This window comes from Sutterella massiliensis, from assembly GCF_016899755.1.
Taxonomy (GTDB): Bacteria; Pseudomonadota; Gammaproteobacteria; order Burkholderiales; family Burkholderiaceae_F; genus Sutterella; species Sutterella massiliensis.
Map to the genome: position 1 here is coordinate 59,784 of NZ_JACJJC010000007.1, position 19,860 is coordinate 79,643.

General features: G+C 61.9%; 14 protein-coding genes. 5 read left to right on the plus strand and 9 right to left on the minus strand.

Going from position 1 to position 19,860, the window contains the following annotated elements; all coding sequences use genetic code 11:
* Positions 1–6: 6 nt before the first annotated feature.
* The 4 genes from H6A60_RS05720 to hutW all read right to left on the minus strand — a co-directional run bounded on the left by H6A60_RS05720 (position 7) and on the right by hutW (position 5,197).
* Positions 7–795, minus strand: a complete 789-nt coding sequence (locus H6A60_RS05720; protein ID WP_205102451.1) for an energy-coupling factor transporter transmembrane component T family protein — start codon at positions 793–795, stop codon at positions 7–9.
* On the minus strand, positions 776–1,351 hold the full coding sequence (locus H6A60_RS05725) for an MptD family putative ECF transporter S component (protein WP_205102452.1): 576 nt from the start codon (positions 1,349–1,351) through the stop codon (positions 776–778). Before H6A60_RS05725 ends, H6A60_RS05720 begins: the two co-directional genes overlap by 20 nt.
* A 59-nt stretch (positions 1,352–1,410) precedes the next feature.
* Positions 1,411–3,483 carry a TonB-dependent receptor plug domain-containing protein gene (locus tag H6A60_RS05730; RefSeq protein WP_205102453.1) on the minus strand — a complete coding sequence of 691 codons (2,073 nt, stop codon included), beginning with the start codon at positions 3,481–3,483 and terminating at the stop codon, positions 1,411–1,413.
* 109 nt (positions 3,484–3,592) lie between these two features.
* Positions 3,593–5,197 carry a heme anaerobic degradation radical SAM methyltransferase ChuW/HutW gene (gene hutW, locus H6A60_RS05735; protein ID WP_338054841.1) on the minus strand — a complete coding sequence of 535 codons (1,605 nt, stop codon included), beginning with the start codon at positions 5,195–5,197 and terminating at the stop codon, positions 3,593–3,595.
* 282 nt (positions 5,198–5,479) lie between these two features.
* Here hutW and H6A60_RS05740 point away from each other — a divergent pair, with 282 nt between their 5' ends.
* Positions 5,480–6,445 (plus strand): AEC family transporter, encoded by a 966-nt coding sequence (locus tag H6A60_RS05740; protein ID WP_205102454.1) that lies wholly within the window; start codon positions 5,480–5,482, stop codon positions 6,443–6,445.
* Positions 6,446–6,534: 89 nt separating this feature from the next.
* Here H6A60_RS05740 and H6A60_RS05745 read toward each other — a convergent pair whose 3' ends face one another.
* Positions 6,535–7,236 (minus strand): hypothetical protein, encoded by a 702-nt coding sequence (locus H6A60_RS05745; RefSeq protein WP_205102455.1) that lies wholly within the window; start codon positions 7,234–7,236, stop codon positions 6,535–6,537.
* Positions 7,237–7,405: 169 nt separating this feature from the next.
* Between H6A60_RS05745 and H6A60_RS05750 the strand changes: the two genes are divergently transcribed.
* On the plus strand, positions 7,406–7,606 hold the full coding sequence (locus H6A60_RS05750) for a hypothetical protein (protein WP_205102456.1): 201 nt from the start codon (positions 7,406–7,408) through the stop codon (positions 7,604–7,606).
* Between the two features lie 125 nt (positions 7,607–7,731).
* On the opposite strand, the gene H6A60_RS05755 is transcribed toward H6A60_RS05750, so the two are convergent.
* Together H6A60_RS05755 and tilS are read right to left on the minus strand one after the other, a co-directional pair.
* Positions 7,732–11,367, minus strand: a complete 3,636-nt coding sequence (locus H6A60_RS05755; RefSeq protein ID WP_205102457.1) for a DEAD/DEAH box helicase — start codon at positions 11,365–11,367, stop codon at positions 7,732–7,734.
* A complete protein-coding gene (tilS, locus tag H6A60_RS05760) occupies positions 11,367–13,682 on the minus strand; it encodes a tRNA lysidine(34) synthetase TilS (protein WP_205102458.1) in 2,316 nt (771 codons plus the stop codon). The genes H6A60_RS05755 and tilS overlap by 1 nt, the downstream gene beginning before the upstream one ends.
* 74 nt (positions 13,683–13,756) lie before the next feature.
* On the opposite strand from tilS, the gene H6A60_RS05765 reads away from it, so the two are divergent.
* The gene (locus H6A60_RS05765; RefSeq protein ID WP_205102459.1) at positions 13,757–13,900 is read left to right on the plus strand and encodes a hypothetical protein; all 144 of its coding nucleotides are present in this window, start codon (positions 13,757–13,759) and stop codon (positions 13,898–13,900) included.
* Between the two features lie 34 nt (positions 13,901–13,934).
* Here the strand turns inward: H6A60_RS05765 and H6A60_RS05770 are convergent, their stop codons facing one another.
* On the minus strand, positions 13,935–15,209 hold the full coding sequence (locus tag H6A60_RS05770; RefSeq protein WP_205102460.1) for a M20/M25/M40 family metallo-hydrolase: 1,275 nt from the start codon (positions 15,207–15,209) through the stop codon (positions 13,935–13,937).
* A 363-nt stretch (positions 15,210–15,572) separates the two neighbouring features.
* On the opposite strand from H6A60_RS05770, the gene H6A60_RS05775 reads away from it, so the two are divergent.
* Positions 15,573–17,381 (plus strand): FAD-dependent oxidoreductase, encoded by a 1,809-nt coding sequence (locus tag H6A60_RS05775; protein ID WP_205102461.1) that lies wholly within the window; start codon positions 15,573–15,575, stop codon positions 17,379–17,381.
* 528 nt (positions 17,382–17,909) lie between these two features.
* Positions 17,910–19,415 (plus strand): flavocytochrome c, encoded by a 1,506-nt coding sequence (locus H6A60_RS05780; protein ID WP_205102462.1) that lies wholly within the window; start codon positions 17,910–17,912, stop codon positions 19,413–19,415.
* Between the two features lie 278 nt (positions 19,416–19,693).
* On the opposite strand, the gene H6A60_RS05785 is transcribed toward H6A60_RS05780, so the two are convergent.
* Positions 19,694–19,846 (minus strand): hypothetical protein, encoded by a 153-nt coding sequence (locus H6A60_RS05785; RefSeq protein ID WP_205102463.1) that lies wholly within the window; start codon positions 19,844–19,846, stop codon positions 19,694–19,696.
* Positions 19,847–19,860 lie beyond the last annotated feature (14 nt).

Below are 19,860 nucleotides of genomic sequence, written 5' to 3' on the forward strand. Positions count from 1 at the left end.
AGGCCCTCAGGGCATCATCACGACGGCGCCCGCCATGAAGAGGTCGTGCAGAAACACTTCCGCAAGCGTCACGCAAAGAGTTGTCGTCACGGCGCCCGCCAAAATGCGCGCATCGAGACTAGTGAGCGTTCTGAAAGAGGCGGGCACCGTGCGCTCGGCCGTGCCGAGCCCCTTCAATTCGGCCGCAATGCCGAGCGACTCGGACGACTTGAGCGCCCGGAAAAGCACCGGGATCAGAAGCAGACGCGCAGAAAGGAGCGGGTGCCGCGTAAGCATCTTCGGCCCCATCGGCCAGCCGCGAATGCGAAGCGTCTCCCAGACCTGCCGGATGTCGGCGGCAAAGGTCGGAATAAAGCGCAGCATGACGGCCGCGGGCAAAAACACCGCATAAGGAAGCCGCAGACGTTCGAGCGTCGACAAAAGATCTTCGACGCGCGTCGTAAGCGCGAGCGCCATCACGACATTCATCATCGAAGCGCCGCGCAGGAACGGAATAACGAGCGCCTTTACGGAAAAACCGCTCAAGGCCGGCATGAACTGCGAGAGAAGCGCCGTGCAGCCGAGGGCCGCCAAGAGCATGACGGCCATAAGAGCGTAGAGACAGGCGAGAAGCGCAGGACGGCGCAAGAGGAGCACGTAGCCGAGCGTCACGACAAAGAGCACCCCCTGCGCAACGACGCCGCCCGTGCAAACCGCGAGCACGGCTGTGAGTGCGGTGATGCCGAGTTTGGTTCTCGCGTCGAGACGACGAAGCACGCTCGATTCGTGAGCGCCTTTAGCGAACAAAGCCCGCATGCTTGAGTTCTCCTACGGTTTTCCAGCCGAACCAAAGCCCCATGACGGAACCGACGTAGCCGAGAGCGACGATCGGCACCACCATGGTCATGAGCGCGGGGCTCTCGCGCATGAAGAGATACGACACCCCGAGGCTCAAGCCCTTGCTCGCGAGGTCATAGACGCCTGCGGCAAGCCAAGGCGCCCAAAGTACGGCGCGCGGCGTCGTGCGCGCGAGTCCCCAGGCGGCCGCCTCACCCAAAAGTGCACCGGCGAGCGCCGCGGGCAGAAGCGCCATGCTGCCGCCGAGAAGGAGCACGCTGATGAGCATGCTCACGACGGTAAAGAGCAGCAGCGTCCCGGCCTTGGGAACCTTTGTGAGAAGCACGACAAGGAGCGTTGTAAAAACGAGGTTTTTCGCCACGAGCGAAACGGGATTCATCCCGCCGCCCGCCAGCGCGATGAGAAGGCTCGAGAGCTTGGCCGCGGCGGCGAAGACGCCCACCATGACGAGTTCGCGCGGCGCCCAGTAGCGCTCGATGCTGCCAGTGCATGCTGCGGTTCTTTGAGTCTTCATGTCGTTGCTCTCCCGCGGACGGCGCGAAAGCGGGTTTGGTTGCTCGAGATTCGAAGGCTTTAGAACTTGGCGTTGAACTTCACGCTGAAGTAGCGCCCGGGTTCGTAGATCGCGGTCGAAAGCTTGTAGGCCTTGTTCGTGATGTTGTAGAGACCCACGTCGAGGCTGTAGGCGTTCTGCGGCCCGAAGCCGATCCCGCCCGTGAGATTGAAGTGGGTCGAGCCGCCGTAGGAGGTCGTCGTGCCGCTGTCGAAGTCGTACTGCGCGGTGTCGGACTGGCTCACTGCGTAGGCGTCCGCGCGAAGCGAGAGCCCTTCGAGAAGCCCCGTCCAACGCACGCCGTAGCGCCCGTAAAGCTCGGGCGTACCCGACTCGTAAGTCGACTCGCCGCCCTCTTCAAACTTGCGGCGCAGCCACGTGCCGCTCACGTAGGGCTCAAAGCCGCTCTCGAACAAATAGCTCGCCGTGACTTCAATGCCATGCGTTTTGGCGCCCGAAACGTTCTTGTTCGTATAGCGGTTGCTCTCAAACTCGAACGAGGCGATGTAGTCGTCAGCCTTGCTGTAGAAGGCGGCGATATCGAGCACGGCGCGCCCCGGCGTGAAGCGCACGCCAAGTTCGAAGTTGTCCGACGTTTCAGGATCGAGGTCCGGATTCGGAACCACTTCGCCACCGCCCATCGAAGTCGGGATGTAGCGCTCCATTAGGTTGGGCGAACGGTAGCCCTGCGCCCAAGTAGCGCGCACGGCCGTGTGTTCGATCCCGCGCCAGACGCCGCCCAAATTGAAGACGACGTGCCCGTCGCTGCTGTCGTTCTTTTCTTTGTCGGTGAGGCCGGGCTCGCCCGGGGTCGAGCCGTCCATCGTCACGTTCTTGCCGGTGTGCGTCGTCACTTCCGACGAAACCCACGTGTAGCGGGCGCCGTAGTTGAGCGCGAAGGTATCGGTGAGCGCACTTTCCATCGAGGCGTACACCGCGTGGCTCATCTGGTAGCCGTCGTTTTCCGTGAGCTTGCGCGAGTACATGTTCATCGGGCCGCCCATAGCGACGCGCGTGTGCGTATTGGTTTGTGCTTCAAGGTCGTCGTAGAGGAACTCGTAGCCTGCGATCAGGTAGTGGCGATCGCCGAGCTGCCAGTCCGCTTGGATGGAAACGCCGTACTGGAGCAGCTCGTTGTCGGCGAAGCTGTCCATCTTCATGGGATTCATCCAGACGCGATTTTCCATGTACTTGTCGTTCTTCTGCACGTAAGCGTCCGCGCGCAGCCGCACGAAGTTCTCCGTGATGTTCTTCGACTCGAAGAACACCGCACCCTTCGTGCGCTTCCACTCGGGCACGTTCACCGCGAAATCGTCATAGCCCGACGCCTGCATGTCCTGCAGCCCCGTCTGGAAGTCGAGATCGTAGTGCTCGAGCGTGAAGCCCGCGCGGGTGTCGGGCGTGAAGTCGTATGCCACATACCCCTGCATCGAACGCGAAGAGAACGCCGTGTTGTCGACGTCGCCCTTTGCCGTATGGAGGTCTTCTGCGTCTTCGATGCCCGCGGAGAAGCGGTACGTCCAGCCGCCCGCACCCCCATAGACGGAACCGTAGAGAGACTTGCCGGAATTCGACGTGTTCATGCCGGCCGAGACTTCGCCTTCAAGGGGCTTCGTGCCGCCCTTTTTCGTGATGATGTTGACGGCGCCGCCGATCGCATCCGAGCCGTAGAGCACGGAGGCCGGCCCCTTAATCACTTCAATGCGCTCGATCATCGACGGATCGATCAGAATGGGCGCGCCCGACATGGACTTGTGCTCCGCAATACGCTGCCCGTCGATCATGACGATCGTGCGGAAGGCGTCTTCGCCGCGAATCTGAATGCGCTTCATGCCTTGACTGCCGTCATTCATGACGCGAACGCCCGGAACATCCTTCAAGAGGTCGCCCACGGTCTGCGCGTTCGAGCGCTCGATGTCCTTCTGCGTAATCACAGAGACCGACATCGGCACGTCTAGGAGTTCCTGCTCGACGCGGGAAGCCGTGACGTGAACGGTTTCGGTCGTGAGGGCTTCCTCGGCGCAAGCGCCCGAGGAAAGCGCCGCGAGCGCGGCGCTGACGGCGGCGGCCGTCTTCAACATTTTCTTCTGCATGGTGGCTGCAGCCGCGGCTCGCGGCTGCCGGTGAGTAGAAAAAAGAGGGGCGTGCGTCGTTGATGTTGAGCGACAACGAGCGGTTAAGACGAACGCGCCAAGCAAACGGTCAGACCGAACGATCCGCGTTGGTGTCGCCGGCTTCACGGGCAGCTTCGCGATTCGCCCGCTGCGCGTGTGCGCCGTGCTCGGCGGGACGCAGGCGGTGCATGGCGCCGGGCGCACCCATATCGAAGCGAGCAGCTCGAACAGATCTTTCGTCGGGCGCCGCCTCGGCGAGCGCCCCTTCGATCCAGCGCATCAGCAGCTGCGCGAGCGTGACGTGCCAGTACTGACCGGCCACCGTCTGAATGAGGTGACGGCCGCGTCGCAAGAGAAGTCCCGCTTCGACCCACTGGTCGACGACGGGTTTGGCGATCGAATCGAGGTCGACCGGTTTGCCGCCCGCTTCGACCTTGAAGCTCGAGAGATCGATCGCGCCGCTCTCCATAGCGGCGGAGATTTCGCGCAATAGCGCCCAATTCGCGCCCGGACGCATCAGGAACTGCACGGGCTTTTCGCCCGCAGCCATGCGTGCGTGGTAAGCGGCTAGACTGCGCTCGAGCATGAAGCTCGACCCGAAGAGACGCCCGCCCGCGCCGCAGCCGAAGGCCAAGCAGTCGACCGAGGACTTTCCGAGAGCGTTGTAGATATTGCGCTCGCGGTGCGTGCGCCCCCAGTGGTTGTTCGAGAGACGGCGCCAGTTTTCGTTTGTGAAGAATTCGACGCTGCGCGCGAACATGTCGGCCTTCTCTGCGGCATCGGCCGCGCTCGGGAGCTTGCCCGAGGCGATGCGCTTGGCGAGCGGCGACTTTTCAAAAACATTGAGCTGATAGCAATCGACGCCGTCGAGCTTGAGGGACGCCGCCGTCGCGAGATCGTTTTCCCAGACGGCCGCCGTTTGCCCCGGGAAGCCGTAAATAAGGTCGATCACAAGCGCAGCCTCGTCGTAGCGGCCGATCGCTTCGAGTCGACGAATCATGGTATCGGCGTCGTCGACGCGCAGCATCGAGCGCCGGATTTCGGTGCTGAAAGTCTGAATGCCGAGCGAGAAGCGGTTTACGCCGCCCGCGATCGCCGCTTCGATGCGCGCGTCGTCAAAGTTGTGAATGCGGCCTTCGAGCGTAATTTCGCAGTCGTTCGCGAGCGGCAGGTACTTCTTCACGGCCTCGAGCACGCGGCGAAGATCTTCGGGCGCAAGCGCCGTGGGCGTGCCGCCGCCGAAGTAGACGGCGTGCACGGGGCCCGAAGCCTGCGCAGCGCGCTCGGCGTGCAGCGCAAGTTCCTTCACGAGCGAATCCGCATACGCGTGCGCGGCCGAAGGATCGAGCGGGTTCTGATAGAACATGCAGTAAAGGCAGCGCGTCTCGCAAAAGGGCACGTGTAAGTAGGCAAGCGTCTTGCCGCTTCGGGGACGATCGAGCGAAGCTTCGAACGCCTCACTCGCGGCCGCTCCCATGAGCGGCATGCCGCCAGGTCCCGAGTGAATCACGGCCTTGGCCTTGAAAGCCGCATGAAGCGGGTCTTCGCGGTTGGCGAAATAGGCTTCGGGCGAACGGTTTGCCGATTCGAGCGCCGTCTGCATGGCGCGGGCACCGGCTTCGAACGTGGCGGCGCGGCTTTTCGTGTCAATCGTGCTGTCGATTTTGCTTTTGTGCGAGACCGGATCCTTCACGGCAATTTCCCTGCTTGTTCGCCTCAAATTAGTTAACGAGAATCATTCTCGTTTTTGAGATTCGAACTTTACAGGAGAACCTTTAAATTTTCAATAAGAATAAAAATTATTATCAGAAAGAGTATTCTTTAGATTTCTTCTAATAAGCGAGTGCGAGTCGACAGTAGCTAAGCGGCACAAACGTGAAAGGTGAAAACGACTCGGCAGCGGTAGACTTGGCGGTTATTGCAACACTTTCGGATGCAACCCGCCGGAACGATCCGGCCGCTCTAGGTGTCACTCATGTGGGAAGCATTTCTTCACTCGCTCAACTGCGTTCTGATCCTGCTCCTCTTGGCGGGCGCGGGCTACTGGACCGCGCACAAAGGCTGGTACGACGCACAGTCGACCGCGCTCATCGCCAAGCTCGTCACCTTCATGTCGCTGCCGGCGTACCTCTTTTCGAGCGTGATGGAAAAGCTCGACCACGACGAGCTCATTTCGCTCGCGGGCTCGATGGTGATTCCGTTCCTCACGGTCTGGCTCTGCTTTTTCGTCAGCCGCATCATCGTGAAGGTCTGCAAGGTCGAGCACGTGCATGCGGGGACCTTCTCATCGGCCTTTACCGCAACGAACAACATGTTCATCGGCGTCCCGGTTTCGATCGCACTCTTTGGCGACGAGGCGATCGTGCCAACGCTTCTTTACTTCTTTGCCAACACGACGTTCTTCTGGACGATGGGCAACTTCCTTGAGGCAATGGACGGCATCGCCGCCGAAAAGAAAGCCGCCCCCAAAGTGCTCTCGCTCGCAACGGTGAAGCGCGTCTTCTCGCCCCCGCTTTGCGGCTTTCTGCTTGCGATCCTCCTGATCCTGCTCGATCTGCGCCTGCCGGAAGCGTTCATGACGGCCGCCAAATACATGGGCGGCATTACGTCGCCGCTTGCCCTCATCTTCATCGGCATCATGATCTACCGCATCGGGGTGCGTAACATCCGCATCACCAAGGACCTGGGACTCGTTCTCCTCGGGCGCTTCGTGATCTGCCCGACGGTGTGTCTCATCTTCACCTGGCTTATGCCGCTGCCGGAACTCTTTGCGAAGGTTTATGTCATTCAGGCGGCACTCCCCTGCATCACGCAGATTGCGGTGCTTGCGAAGTTCCATCACGCCGACGTGAAGTTCGCAACGACGGCCGTTGCCTCAACGACGCTCTTCTCGGCGGCAACGCTCCCCGTCTGGATGATGATCCTCACAGCGATCGGCTGACGCCGCGCAAACGACAACTGCGACACGCCCGACGATTTCCGGCGAGATCGTCGGGCGTTTCTTCTTGTAACTGCTGAGCGTTCAAACCGTCAGCCGATGGGCTTTTTGGCCGTTTCGGCCGCGAACGCTTTGGCGAGTTCGGCGGCTTCTTTTGCAGCGGCGAGCCGCTCCTCACGCGCTTCGGCTTCGTGTTTTCCGGCATGCCGAACGGCAAGCTTCCACGCATCAAAGCGCTTTGAAGTCATCGCAAACGTCTCCTTGAGCGCCTCGAGCGCCGCCTCGAGTTCGGCAATGTCGTCCGGGTCGCCGTCGATGTCGCGCAGAAACTCAATCTCGCGCTCGAGATTCTCTTCGTCGCGCAGAATGGCGCTCATGGTCACTTCGAAGTCCGACTCGGTCAGCGCATCAAAGGGCGCTTGAAGCGCACGGATGGACGGTCCCTCGGCTGCGCCGGCCGGCATCGGCGCCGGGGGTTCGTCGGGCGAGAGAAAGGGATTTTCATCGAGCTGCCGCACGGGGCATCCCACTTTGGGCAGCTCTAGCACAGGCTTCGGCAAGACGGCCGCCGAGGCAACAGATGCTTCAGGATCGGCGTTTGTCGGTGCGAGGCGGGCAGCAGCGCCGTCGGCACTTTCCCGTGAGCGGCCCGACGCAGGCGCAAATTCGAAGTCGAGCGTGATGCGCCCGAGCGTGAGGGGACCCGATTCGGCGCTGAGCGTAAGCGTTTCACCCGTCTCGACATTTCGAAGCAGCACGGTGCCCTGCGGCAGAACGACCTCAAACTGCGGCATGCTTATTTCCTTCTTTTCTCTCTAATTTCGCCAAATTTGCGCTTATCCGCGCGAACGCAAAGCATAAGGGGTTTTTAAGCACCCGGCGCTAAATTCGAAGCCATGGGAAGCTTGGTCGCTCCCGAGGTCAAAAAGGCTCTTTATCCATCAACCGCAAGCTCTACCGGTCATGTACACGTTCTTCTCCATCGTTTTCGGCATCATCTGGGCGCTCGCCTCGTTCGTCCTTCTCTTCAAGGTTTGGGACAAGCTCGGGCCCGTGGTGCTCTCGATGTCGAAGAGCCATATCGTGCAGGTGGCCGCCATGATCATCACGTATGCGGTGATCTTCGGCATCCCCGCCAAAATTTGGTGCTGGCTCTTCGGGTGAGGATAAATTTCAAGAGCCGCCGTTCCGCTTAAAGAACGGTGTTTTGATGACCGCGCCGGGTCCGGTGAAAACCGATGATCGCGCGGGCTTTTCTTTTGCGCGCTCTGCGCTTCCATTGAGTGCTGCTAGCGCTGCGCCGCAAAAATCCGGTCGCTCTCTCCGAGCACCGCTCCGCGTATGCGCAGACGCTCGGCCAAAATGGCGAATGCGGGTTCCGCGCGCCAATCTTCAACGCAGCCGATCACGACTATGGCGCGCCGCGCACGGGTGACGCCGACATTGAGAAGATTCGTGGGATTGGCCGCCCAATGGCGCTGACGCCTGCCGCGAGCGCCCTTTTCGGTGCCGAGCACGAAAATCACCGCATCGGCTTCCTGACCCTGAAACGCGTGCACCGTATCGGCCCGCATGGCTGCGGGCGCAATCTGCGTACGCCGTACGTCGTCGATCACCCGCGCGGCCATATCCGCGATGCTTCTGAAGGGAGAAACGACGAAGATCGATCCGCCGGCCATCGCCGGACGCTTCAGGAGCGAAACGAGCGTGCTTCTCAAGACCGCCATTTCTTCGGGGACGATCTTGGCGTCGGGCATCTGCCGCTCGACGCGTACGCCGCGCACGAGAAAAGCCGCCTTGCGTGCGGCTGCGTCTCGCGGCGCGACGTTCACGTCGAGCCAAAGCGACGGCAGCGCCTTCGCCGCATCGACGCGCGGCGTCATCTGCACCATCTGGTTCGCGTAAGCGAGCGCATTGGCCACGTCGAACATGGGCGACGCGCAGCGCCTGTGGGTGCGCAGCGGCAGCCCCGTCCAAACGGCTTCGCCCGTGACGGTGTCCCGAATGGCGGCGCCGACAGGCATCGTGTTGTCGGCAAGCGACTGCAGCGACGAGACATGGGGCGACCACCTTGCATCAACAGAGGGAAGACGCCTTCGCAGGTACTCGCAAAGGCGCTCGGGCATCGTGACGACGGGCATGAGCTGCCTCGGATCGCCGAGAATCACCGCGCGCCTGGCTCGGTTGAGAATACCAGCAGCCGCCTGCGGCATCGCTTGACTCGCTTCGTCCAAAAGGAGCCAGCCGATTGTCCCGGGACCACACACCGCGAACATGCTCGCCGCGCTCGCGAGCGTCGTCGAGATCACGGGCACAAGCAGCGCAATCACGTCCCAGATCGCTTGCGGTCGGCCTTTCGTGAGCGGCGGCATCCCGCTTTCGATATATTCCGCGATCGCCTTGAAGTTCGAGAGGAAATACGACGACTGCGCAACGACGGTGGCCTTGGAGAGCGCGAGCGCCGCCAGGAAAAGCGACGAGCGCAGCGCTTCGAAGTCTTCGTCGACCCAGAGCGACGTCTTGTGCTGCACGGGAGCGGCAGCGAGCGGCGTTGCGTAGACGGCGGGGCGCCCGTTATCGAGCGCCGCCTGTGCGGCGATTGCTGCGCGGCGAGCGGCCACCGCTCGATCGAGATCTTCAAAGCGCTTCTTGGCTTCAAGCCAGGCCGCTTCCGGCCCTTTGCCGCGTTTTTCGAGCGCAGCCTTGGCCGATGCAATCTCAAGCGCAAGTTCGCTCTCGCGTTTTTTGTCGCTGTAGACGCCCGGCTCTCGTCCCTTCAAAACCGTTCGCACGAAGCGAAGCCGATTGCTTTTCCGTCCGAGCGTGACGGAAATAAGTCCCCAGACGTTCTCAAGCAGCGCATCGGGCGACTCACCAAAGAGCGACCCCGTTTCAGAAAGCCGTCGCTTCGGAAGTCCCGCACGCTTCATGGCACGCGCGCAGCTCTGCCAGTAGGCAAAACGCGCCTTGCCGGCAGAACCGGAGGTGCCGGGCGCGGCTGCCGCACTCTGCCCCGCATCGGACAGAAAAGCACGCTCGAGCGCGAAGCTCGAAGGGAGTTCGTCCGTAATGTTGCGAATGGCAGCGTTGTTGTTCGATGCAACAACAATGAGGCTGTCCCGCGCGACGCTGCGCTTCACGGGCATCACGGCGAATTGACGGTCTGCACCGAGTTCAAATTCAAGCGGGTGGTCGAAGTCGAAAATCTCCTTCGAAGCCGAGAGCGCTGCTATGCGGCGCGCCTTGCGCACCACGACTTCGGCAATCACGTCGCGCAAAAGCCAGCTTTTCCCGGTCCCGGGCGGACCGTTCACGCTCGCAATGGGCCCGAAGCTCTCGAGCTTCTCCTCGCTCGCACCCGGCATGTCCTCGGGCGAGACCTCGCCCAAGGCGAGGATGGCGTTCACGGCTGCCTGCTGCGCGACATAGAGGTGATGCGAAACCGGGCTCGGCCAGCGCCCCGAGGGGAGCCGAACGGGGTCGAGCAGTTCGGCCAAGGCCGCCGGCTTTTCGAGGAGATCCGCGCGTGCGATCCCGGCGTCGATGCCGTGAAGCAGGAGGCGCGAGAGGGGCGCACTCAGCTTCGAGATGCGCGCGGGGTTGCCCGGCGAGGCGCGCTTATCACCTTCGTCTTTGTGCGCAGGCGGCCTGTCGAACTCGAGGGCATCACCCACCGCTCCCGACAGCGTTTCGACCTCAGTCCCCGGCGCCCCAGGCGCCCCGGCCGGAGAAGTCGTCGCCGCACGGTCAGCCGCCTCGCCCGCAGTCTGAGCCGCCCGTGCGAGCCGCTCTGCGAGCGGCGCGCCGCAAGGGCTCGTGCCCGACTCTTCGAGCGCGACCGAAATGCGGGCAAGGTCGCCCAAATAGAAGCTCCCGAGACGAACGATGTCATCCACGGAAAACGTGTGGTCCGGTCGATGAAAAACGACGCGAAGGGCGGCATCGATCGGCCCCGTATAGCCGATGTAACCCGCCACGCCGCGCGCGGCATGCTCGAGAAACGGCTGCGCAACGCGTTGGGCGAGCGGCTGCGGATCTCGAAGCGTGAGCGTAAAGGCTTTCTTATCGAAGACATGCTCGGCAATATGGGACGTGCCGCAGGCAATCGTGTGAAAGAGCGACGAGACGCGCGTCTCGAATGCCTTCGAAAGCTTTTCGCATCGCTTAAGCGCCGTCGCAACGTCGAAAACTGGGGTGCTCCTCAGTGCCGCAGCCTCTTTGCGGCCCGCTTCACCCGAACGCCTCAGCTTTTCGATAAGGCGCATGCGCCGCAGTGCCAGATTGAGTGCGCCGACATAGCCCGAAACCGAAAAACTCTCGGAAACAATCTTGCCCCAAGGCGAAATGTGAAAGGCCGCAAGATAGGTTTCGCCTCGCAGGCTCGGATCTTCGCCGACGGCGTCAAAACCAAGATCAGGCGCGTTGAGCGCCGAAGTTCCGAGCCCCGACTCCGCCGCATCCAGGAGGCGCAGCATGTGCGCATAAAGGCGCGCCTTGGGAAGAATCCCGAGGTAGACCGTGAAAAAGGGGAGCGGTCGCTCGATGGCGCTGCCCGGCTGCGGGCGCAGCATCGGGCGATTGAAGGTGATCTCCTTCGTTTCGAAGGCAAGCGTCAGCAGATGACCGATCGCGTCGCCCGAGTGCTCGGCACCGGCTACAGCCGCACGACGAACGCCATCCGTTTCCGCCGTATTCGAGGGCGTCGCAAAAGCGGTCGCCTCATTCGGCATTGACGGCACCCGCCAGCGCTCGAAGTCAACGAATTCGCCGCGGCGAACACTCCAATCCGCGGGCTCGAAGAGCTCAAGAAGCGACCAATACGAAACGACGTCGCGCGCTTCGAGGAGCGAGAGCGGGCCGCGTGCTGCCGCGGTCTTCGTGTCCTCTTTCCTTGCGCCCTCGGCGTCTGTCGTCCCCTTCTTCATCAGCGGCCGCGCTGCGCGTCAAGAAAGGCTTCGAGCCGGCGTTGCTCGTCGGAAGCGGCCCGCACCATGGCTTCTCGCTCGCGGCGAATGCTTTCGGGGAGGTCGCCGTAATTGGCAATCGGCTTCGTCTTCCAGAGGTTCTGTACGGGACGATACCGGAAGCGCACGCGCTCGGGCGCCGTCTGCGGGTCGTCCAAGCGCCGCACGTCCATGCCGAGCCCCGCCGCAAACACGATTTCGTCGTTTAAGAGGATGAGCGGCAGCTCGTCCCGGTCAAAGGGCGCAATACCCGCCTGCGCGTAAAGGTCCTTCAAGGACTTCGACGGGCGCAAGAGCCAAAGCTTCATCTTTGCGGACCGACACTTCGAGCGCACCTCGAGCTTCGCGTCGAACGCCATCAGGCGGTCGACATTGATGCCGGGCTCGTCGGGCGCGCAACGCACCACTTCGATGACGCCGTTCCAGCCGGGGAGCACGATTTCGCCGCCGCCCGTCCAGCGGATGGGCGCGCTGCGTTCGGCAGCGGCCGTCTTTCTCGGCACGTCGCGAATGACGAGGTCACTGCCCCAGCGGCGGATTTCCTTGCCTTTGACACGAATCGCAAGACTCGTGTCGGCATGTGTTTCGCGCACCTGACGAAGCGCCTCTTCGAGCCGGGCCTTTCCGGGGAGTTCCATCCCCTCCTCGCTCATCCAGGCGCGCAGGCACCAAGCCTGACGGGCGGGAATGAGTTCGAGAAGCCGATAGATCGCGAGTCCCCCCGGGGTGATCTTCGAGCGGCAGCTCTCGAGGTCGCTCATCGCGACCGAGCGGAGAATGTCGGCCGCTTCCGCCACGAGTTCGACGCTGCGGGCGGCAGCCGTTCGAAAGCCCGGCCGGATCGCGTCAAGGAGCGGCACAACCTCATTGCGCACGCGGTTTCTGAGGTAGCGCGGATCGGCATTGGATTCATCGTCGACGTAAGCGAGGCGCCGCTGCTTCACATAGCGCTCGACGTCGCGGCGAAGCACTGTTCGCCACGGACGAACGAGGAGTACCGGTGCGGAACGGTTTTCGCGCGAGAATTCGCCCGGCTCCACGGCGCTCGGCATCTTCATGACGCGCGAGCGCGGAAAAGCGGCGAGCCCTTCGGGTCCGGCGCCGCGCAGCCACTGCAAGAGGAACGTTTCGATGCGGTCGTCCTCATGGTGCGCCGTCATCACAATGTCGAAGCCGTGCGCGGCAGCATAGTCGGCAAGCGCCGTGTAGCGCGCATCGCGCGCAGCGGCCTCAACGCCGTCGTCTTTGCCGTTCACCGTCACTTTAAGCGCTTTAAAGCGAATGCCGCGTTTTTCGCATTCGGCGCTGCAGTGCGCTTCCCAAGCATCGGCATTGGGACTCAAGCCGTGGTTGATATAAACGGCTTCAACCGTTTCGATGAGCGACTGATTCTTGTCGTGAAAAACCTTCGCGAGCACGTCAAGAAGCGCCGAAGAATCCCGCCCGCCCGAGTAGGCAAGCAGAACACGAACGGGATTAAGCGGCACGAGCGCGAATTCCGGACGGCTTCTGCCAAGAAGCTGATCGGCCGCTTCGCGCAGCGCCTCGATGACGAGGTCTTTCAGACGACGCGAGAGGCTCGTCGAAACCGGTTCCTTGCCCTTCTCCCGCTTTTGCGCTTCGCGCTTTATCTTGCGCGCCATGGCTTCGAGCGCGCGCTCGGCTTCGGCACGCTTGATGAGTTCGAGGTCGGGCAGCACCGCAGGCGACGTTCTCGGCAGCGTCTTTTCGGCAACGGCAAGCCGAACGGGGAAAGCTTCGTTGAAGTCTTCCGCATTTTCGAGCGCTGTCGCCGCACCCTTTTCGATCTGCACTTCGCCGCGGCTTCTCAAAGCGGGATTGAGTTTCGAGGCGCGTTTTTTAGGTGCCGCCTTCGAGGCTTTCGTCGTTTTTGTTGTGTCGGCACGCCTTGCTTTTGCCACCGCTTCAAGGCGGGCAGCCTCTTCGATAAAAATCGAAGGCGCCTGCGCTGCAGACGTTTCAGCTGGCGCATTTTGATCGAAAACGACCGCTGCCGCCTCGTCGCTCGATGCGGTCTGCGTCTTTTTCGTGGGCGCGCGCCTCAGGAGCGGAATCTTCGGCAGCGTCTCTGCGTCAACGCGTTTTTTCGCGCGGCTCGTCGTACGGCGCTTGCGGCCTTTCGCCGCCGCGTCGTCCGAAAGAGCCGCACCGGTCTCAGCATCGGTCGACGCAGAGCCGAGCGCACGCTTTTGAGCCTCATCGGAAGGCGCCGTCACGGGCGTACGCTTCGTTGCCGTTTTTCTGAGAGTAGCCATGGAAAAGATCCGCCGCAAAAAGTGATCCCTAAACGTTTAATTGTAGCCTGCTCACAAGGTGCTTCCGAAGACCGGTGCGCCATTTTGCAGGCGCCCGTCTGACGACTGCGGCGTCGGTTCTGCGCTCGGACACGCAGGCCAACAAGACGAAAGCCGCACCCGGCATCCTGCCGACTGCGGCTTTCGTTTGGTCGCTCCCCGAGAGAGAGCCGCTCTAAAAGAACGGCCGACTCTCTCGATCACGCAACCACATTAGTAAACGTGCTTTTCGAGCGCGGGCTCGTCGCCCTTGCGACCAACGAGCGCGAGCGCGATGAGAAGCGCGAGCTGCGGACCCTTTTCCATGTCGGTCGAGTCGAAGAACTCCTTGAGGCTGTGCTCGTTGTGCGTGACGCCGCCCGTACCGATGCACACCGAGGGCACACCGATCGAAATAGGCTTGTTGGCGTCGGTCGACGAGGCGCGGAACTGACGGACTTCGAGTCCCATCTGCGCCATGGCGGCAAGCGCGGCCTGGACTGCGGGCGAGCTGTCGGGCTGCTGGCCGGCCGGGCGGTTGCCGATCTGCGTCTTCACAAGGCGCAGCTGATGTTCGGCATCGGCTTCGGGCCAACGGGCATTTTCGTCGGCAACGGCCTTTTCAAAGGCGCCGAGCACCGTGCGTTCGAGCTTGTCGAGCTCTTCGAGACTCGTGCTGCGCATATCGACGTCGACTTCGCAGCGCGCGGCGATCGTGTTGACGGTCGTGCCGCCCTTGATCGTGCCGATCGTGAAAGTCGTCTTCGGGTCGGCGGGCGTGACGATGTCGGCGATCACGGCGCCGGCGCGGCACATCGCATGAATGGCCGAGGGCACGCGGCCGTAATCGATGTAGGAGTGGCCGCCCTGGCCTTCGATGGCGATGCGCCAGCGGTGCGCACCCGTAGCGGCATTCTGGACGGTGTAGACATCACCCATGTCGAGCGCGCAGAAGCCGTCGATCTGACGCGAGCCGTCAAAGAGAGCCTTGGCGCCGCAGATGTCGCCGTTGCCCTCTTCGCCGACCGTACCCACGAAGAGGATGTCGCCTTCGGTTTCGATTCCCGCCTTGTTGAGCGCGCGCAGCACCTGCAGCATCGAGCGCAGACCAGAAGCGTTGTCACCGATGCCGGGACCGTAGTAGAGAGCGCCCTCCTTGCGGACGGTGAGATCGGTCCCCGCCGGAAAGACCGTGTCAAGGTGCGCGGCGATCGCGAGCGTGGGGCCCGAACCGGTGCCGGGACGACGGCCGACGACGTTGCGCGATTCGTCGACAACGACATCTTCAAGACCGTATTCCTTCATGAGGCGGGCGATTTCTTCGCCGCGCACGGCTTCGGCAAACGTGGGCGCTTCGATCTGAGAGATGCGGACCTGTTCGGCCATGGCGCGTTCGACTTCATCGGCGCAGACCTTGAGGGCGGCGGCGACCTTCGGATCGGCCGCGAGCGCGGCGAGGCGCTCGGCCATGCAAGGTTCAACTGCGGGGACATTGTCGCGGGTCGTCATTGTTTGTGTTCTCCTTTGTACGCACAAGGCGTATGGCGCTGCACGACAAACGGGACTCGGTCGGCCCGCACCGTGCAGCAATGACAAAACTTTCCGGAACGCATATTAGCGCGACTACGACATTTCGCCTACATCGTCTGCGCGAAAGAAGTTTCGGCGCGAAGGCTACGCACGCCAAAGAGCTGCGCGCCCTCCACCGTGAGCAGGTTTTCAGTTCGCTTTAAGCGCCCTATTGCATGATCCGAAGCGCAGCAGTGTGCCCGGATGTCCCGCGGCGCACGCTTTTCGTGCGCCGGCAGACCGGCCCTGCGAGACAGAGGCCGCCAACGCAGTCAGGCCCGACGCCCATTCGAGGAGATTCAATTGCTTTCCCTGCGATTCAAGAAGTCGGCGCTTGCCGCTGCGATCATCGCCCCGATCGCTCTCTTTGCCTCCGCGGCCGGTGCAGCCGACGCCGCCGCGGCGCCTGCGCCGCTCAAGGCCGGCACCTACACGGTGACGACGCCCGGCAACAACGGCATGGTTGAAGTCACGGTCGAACTCACCGAAAACGCCATCAAGTCCGTCAAGATCGGTAAGAACGTCGAAACGGAATACATCGCCAAGGAACCGATGGAATCGGTCGCTGCCGAAATCGTCCGCACGCAGAACCTCGCGGTCGACATGGTCTCGGGTGCGACGCAGTCGACGGGCGCGATCCTTACGGCCGTGGGGCTTGCGATTGAAAAGGCTGGCGGCCGCTCATCCGACTACACGCATCTGTACGTGCCGATCGACCCCGCGACGCTGCCCTTGGCTGATGCCCCCGCGACGCAGGTCCTCGTGATCGGCGCCGGCGCCACGGGTCTTGCTGCCGCAGCCGCGGCAGCCGACAACGGCGCGAAGGTGATCGTGCTCGAAAAGATGCCCGAGATCGGCGGCTCGACCGCGCTCTCGAAGGGCTGGGTGCTCGCCGCTGGTACGAAGGAGCAGGCTGCGGCCGGCATCAAGGACGATGCCAAGCAGTTTGCCGCCGCTTGGCTTGACGAGCAGAAGCGCTCCGTCAAGGGCGGCCTCAAGTTCTATCCGGAAAAGGCCCGCGTTGAAGCAATGGCAGCCGAAAGCGCCGAAACCGTTGCCTGGCTCGAAGAAAAGACAGGCTTGAAGTTCAACAAACCCGTTGTAACCGACCTCACGGGTACGGCGCGCGCGCACGGCACGGCCGACGCGTCGGGCCGCACTGAAATCGAAGCGCTCGGCGACTTCTGCGAAAAGAAGGGCGTTGCCATCCGCACGAACACGACCGCCTACGAACTCATCCAGGGCAAGGACGGCCGCATCACGGGCGTTCGTGCGCATGATGGCAAGAACCGCTACGAATTCAAGGCCGACGCCGTTGTGCTCGCCACGGGCGGTTTTGCGCAAAATCTCGAGCGAATCGCCGCTGAAATTCCCCGTTGGGCCATCTACACCGAATACTCGATGGCCGCCAAGGGTTCCACGGGCGACGGCATCGTGATGGCCGAAAAGGCGGGTGCCGCTCCCGCCAAGGACAGCTGGATGATCGGTCTTTCGCTCAAGCCCGTCTATAAGGCCCTTGAACAAGTGATTCGCACGGACGACGGCTTCAAGCGCGAACTCATCGTGAACGAGCGCGGCGAACGCTTCGTGCGGGAAGACCTGCCGTTCCTCGCCGACGCCGCGAGCGAGCAGCGTACTTCGTGGTTCGTCTTCGATTCGAGCGACAAAGCCCGCACGAAGATCGTCGGCGATTACCTCACGTTCGACGTTGCTGTTCACGGCAAGGACATCCGCGAACTTGCCCGCCGCATGGGCGTCAACGCCGACCGACTCGAAGCGCAGGTGAAGAAATTCAACGAAGACTGCAAGAAGGGCGTCGACAGTGCCTTCGGCAAGGACCCGAAGTACCTGCGCGCCGTTGAAAAGGCACCCTTCTACGCCGTGCAGGTTCGCCCGGCTTCGGGCGGCACGATGGGCGGCGTTCAGACGAACGACAAATTCCAGGTGCTCGACCGTAAGGGCGGCGTGATTCAGGGGCTCTACGCGGGCGGCGAAATGGCCAACCGTCCCTACTACGACCGCTACTTCCTCGCAGGTTCGAGCCTGACGATCGCCTACACCTCGGGCCGTCTGATCGGTGAAGAAGCCGCGAAGGCCGTGCTCAAGAAGTAAGTACCACAGAAAAACAGCCTCAATCGAGAGCAGCTCTCGTCCGTCAGGTCGAGAGCTGCTTTTTTTCATGCCGAAAGTCTCATCGGTTGGTTACCAACCAAACAGACACCCCGAACAGAACCTTCAATCAAACCATCTTCAACGTAAGTTTTCCGCTCCGAGAAATGAACGCTTGTGCACAACTCGAGTGGAGAAGCCTGTGGACAACCAAGACTTTCCCTGTCGTGCAGACGAATCCCTTGCTGCCTAATTTTTAGGCAGACTCAAATCCTGTGAATAACTGTTCCCAGATTGGCAAATGGAGCACGACGGCTGCCCAAAATAAGCGCTCACTTTCACGCTTTTTCCTCGGCCGCTTTGCAAGAAGAGGACTCCTCTCTTTTTTGTCGGCCTTCATTCGATCGAATTTCGTCAGCAAAAACCGAACTTGCCGCAGCTGCATGGCGATTCGCGTTTTCAACGATGACAGTTAAGCATCGATGGCCCTATTGTGAAACGGAATACTCGTCAAACAAAAGGAGGTGGAGTATGACCAACGTCATCTCTCGCAGACACTTCATCGCGGGCGCCGCTGCGGGCGCCGCGACGCTCGCAGCCGGCGCGGCGCATGCGGCCGTTCCCGCTTCGTGGGATGAAACGGTCGACGTGATCGTTGTCGGTTCGGGGTTTGCGGGCCTCATGGCCGGCTACATGGCCAAGAAGGCGGGCGCCGACGTTCTCATCATCGAAAAGATGCCGACGACGGGTGGCAACAGCGTCATCAACGGCGGCATCATGGGCGTGCCGGGCACCGAGATGCAAAAGAAGCTCGGCATCGAAGACTCGCCCGAACGCATGGCGGAAGACATGCTCAAGGCGGGCCTCCATATGAATCATCCTGACAAGGTGAAGGCGCTCACGGAATCGGCCTACGACGCCTATCGACTTCTCGTCGATGAACTCGGCGTCGAATTCCGCGACGACTATATGCCGCACGAAGGCGGTCATTCCGTCGCGCGCAGCCTCCTCACGATCAACGGTTCGGGTTCGGAAATCATCCGCAAGCAGCTCGCCGCACTTGAAAAGCTCGGCGTCAAGCCGCGCACCCGCACAATCATGGACGAGATCGTTCTTGACGACAAAGGCACGGCTGTCGGCCTCAAGGTGCGTGAGGGCTATCGCTTCGGCTCGGAAAATTCCGGCAAAGCCAAGACCATCCGCGCCAAGAAAGGCATCGTGCTCGCTTACGGCGGCTTCGGCGCTGACCCCGTCTATCGTCAGCTCTTCGATCCGAAGCTCACGCCCGACTTCCAGACAACGAATCATCCGGGCGCAACGGGCGAAGCCTGGCGTGCCGCCGCACGCATCGGCGCGCAGATGATTCAGAACGACTGGATCCAGTGCCTGCCGTACACCTCGCCCGACGAAAAAGGCTTCGGCCTTGCCTGGGCCTGGTCGGGCCACGTACAGGCGCTCGGATTCTGGATCGATGCTGCGACGGGCAAGCGCTTCGTCAACGAACTTGCCGACCGCAAGATCCGCTCCGACGCGATTTTCGTCTGCCTTGCCAAGGGACACCAGTGCCTAGCTGTGGGCGACAAAAAGGCGGCGGAGAGCTTTGAAGTGAAGCGCCCCGGCATGCTCGAGCGGCAGCTGAAAGCGAAGGTCGTCTTCAAGTACGACACGCTCGAAGAGCTTGCCAAAGCCAACGGTGTACCGCTCGACGCGCTCAAGGCAACGGTTGACGAAGTCAACAAGTCCATTGAAACGGGCAAGGACCCGTGGCGCCCCGTCGTCGAGCCGAACCTGAAGCCCCAAACCGAAGGTCCTTGGTATATCTCGCGCCTCTCGCCCAAGGTTCACCACACCATGGGCGGCATCTACACGACCTCGAAGGCCGAAGTCGTCAATGTCGACGGCAAGGTGATCCCGGGCCTCTACGCCGCGGGGGAAGCCACGGGCGGCGTGCATGGCGCCGTTCGCCTCGGTTCGAACGCGACTACGGACTGCATCGTCAACGGCCGCATCGCCGGCATGGAAGTCGCGAAACGCTGATGCCGCAAAACGAAAGCGCGCTGCCGGGCGTCAAGCCCGCTGCGGCGCGCTTTCACGGATAGCTGAACGTCAGAGAAGTCCGGTGCCGTGAATGGATGCGCGGCACCGGATTTTCGTTGCTGGGCAGCTAAATGCAAAAAGCCGCACCGACCTTCTCAAGTCGACTGCGGCCCCACCCTGGGGCGCCTGTTCGCCGCGCCCCCGCTTCATTCGGTATTTTTGTTTTTTTCTCTCTGTTCGAAAGCTATCGCCGTCAGCTACCACGTTCGTTTCTCAACTTACGGGAGAAGCATGTCGGTACCGATCTCGCACACCCCGCCGATGCACCAACCCATACCTTTCAGGACAGCTGCGAGGAGAATGAGAAAGAGGACGAACAAAACCAAACGACCCCATTCGCGATGCGGACCATTCTTCTTCAACGTCGTCATGATGTACCTCCCTT

Coding starts and splice junctions, on each gene's coding strand:
- H6A60_RS05720 (WP_205102451.1), bottom strand. CDS start 795: ATGCGGGCTTTGTTCGCTAAAGGCGCTCACGAATCGAGCGTGCTTCGT.
- H6A60_RS05725 (WP_205102452.1), bottom strand. CDS start 1,351: ATGAAGACTCAAAGAACCGCAGCATGCACTGGCAGCATCGAGCGCTAC.
- H6A60_RS05730 (WP_205102453.1), bottom strand. CDS start 3,483: ATGCAGAAGAAAATGTTGAAGACGGCCGCCGCCGTCAGCGCCGCGCTC.
- H6A60_RS05740 (WP_205102454.1), top strand. CDS start 5,480: ATGTGGGAAGCATTTCTTCACTCGCTCAACTGCGTTCTGATCCTGCTC.
- H6A60_RS05745 (WP_205102455.1), bottom strand. CDS start 7,236: ATGCCGCAGTTTGAGGTCGTTCTGCCGCAGGGCACCGTGCTGCTTCGA.
- H6A60_RS05750 (WP_205102456.1), top strand. CDS start 7,406: ATGTACACGTTCTTCTCCATCGTTTTCGGCATCATCTGGGCGCTCGCC.
- H6A60_RS05755 (WP_205102457.1), bottom strand. CDS start 11,367: ATGAAGAAGGGGACGACAGACGCCGAGGGCGCAAGGAAAGAGGACACG.
- tilS (WP_205102458.1), bottom strand. CDS start 13,682: ATGGCTACTCTCAGAAAAACGGCAACGAAGCGTACGCCCGTGACGGCG.
- H6A60_RS05770 (WP_205102460.1), bottom strand. CDS start 15,209: ATGACGACCCGCGACAATGTCCCCGCAGTTGAACCTTGCATGGCCGAG.
- H6A60_RS05780 (WP_205102462.1), top strand. CDS start 17,910: ATGACCAACGTCATCTCTCGCAGACACTTCATCGCGGGCGCCGCTGCG.
- H6A60_RS05785 (WP_205102463.1), bottom strand. CDS start 19,846: ATGACGACGTTGAAGAAGAATGGTCCGCATCGCGAATGGGGTCGTTTG.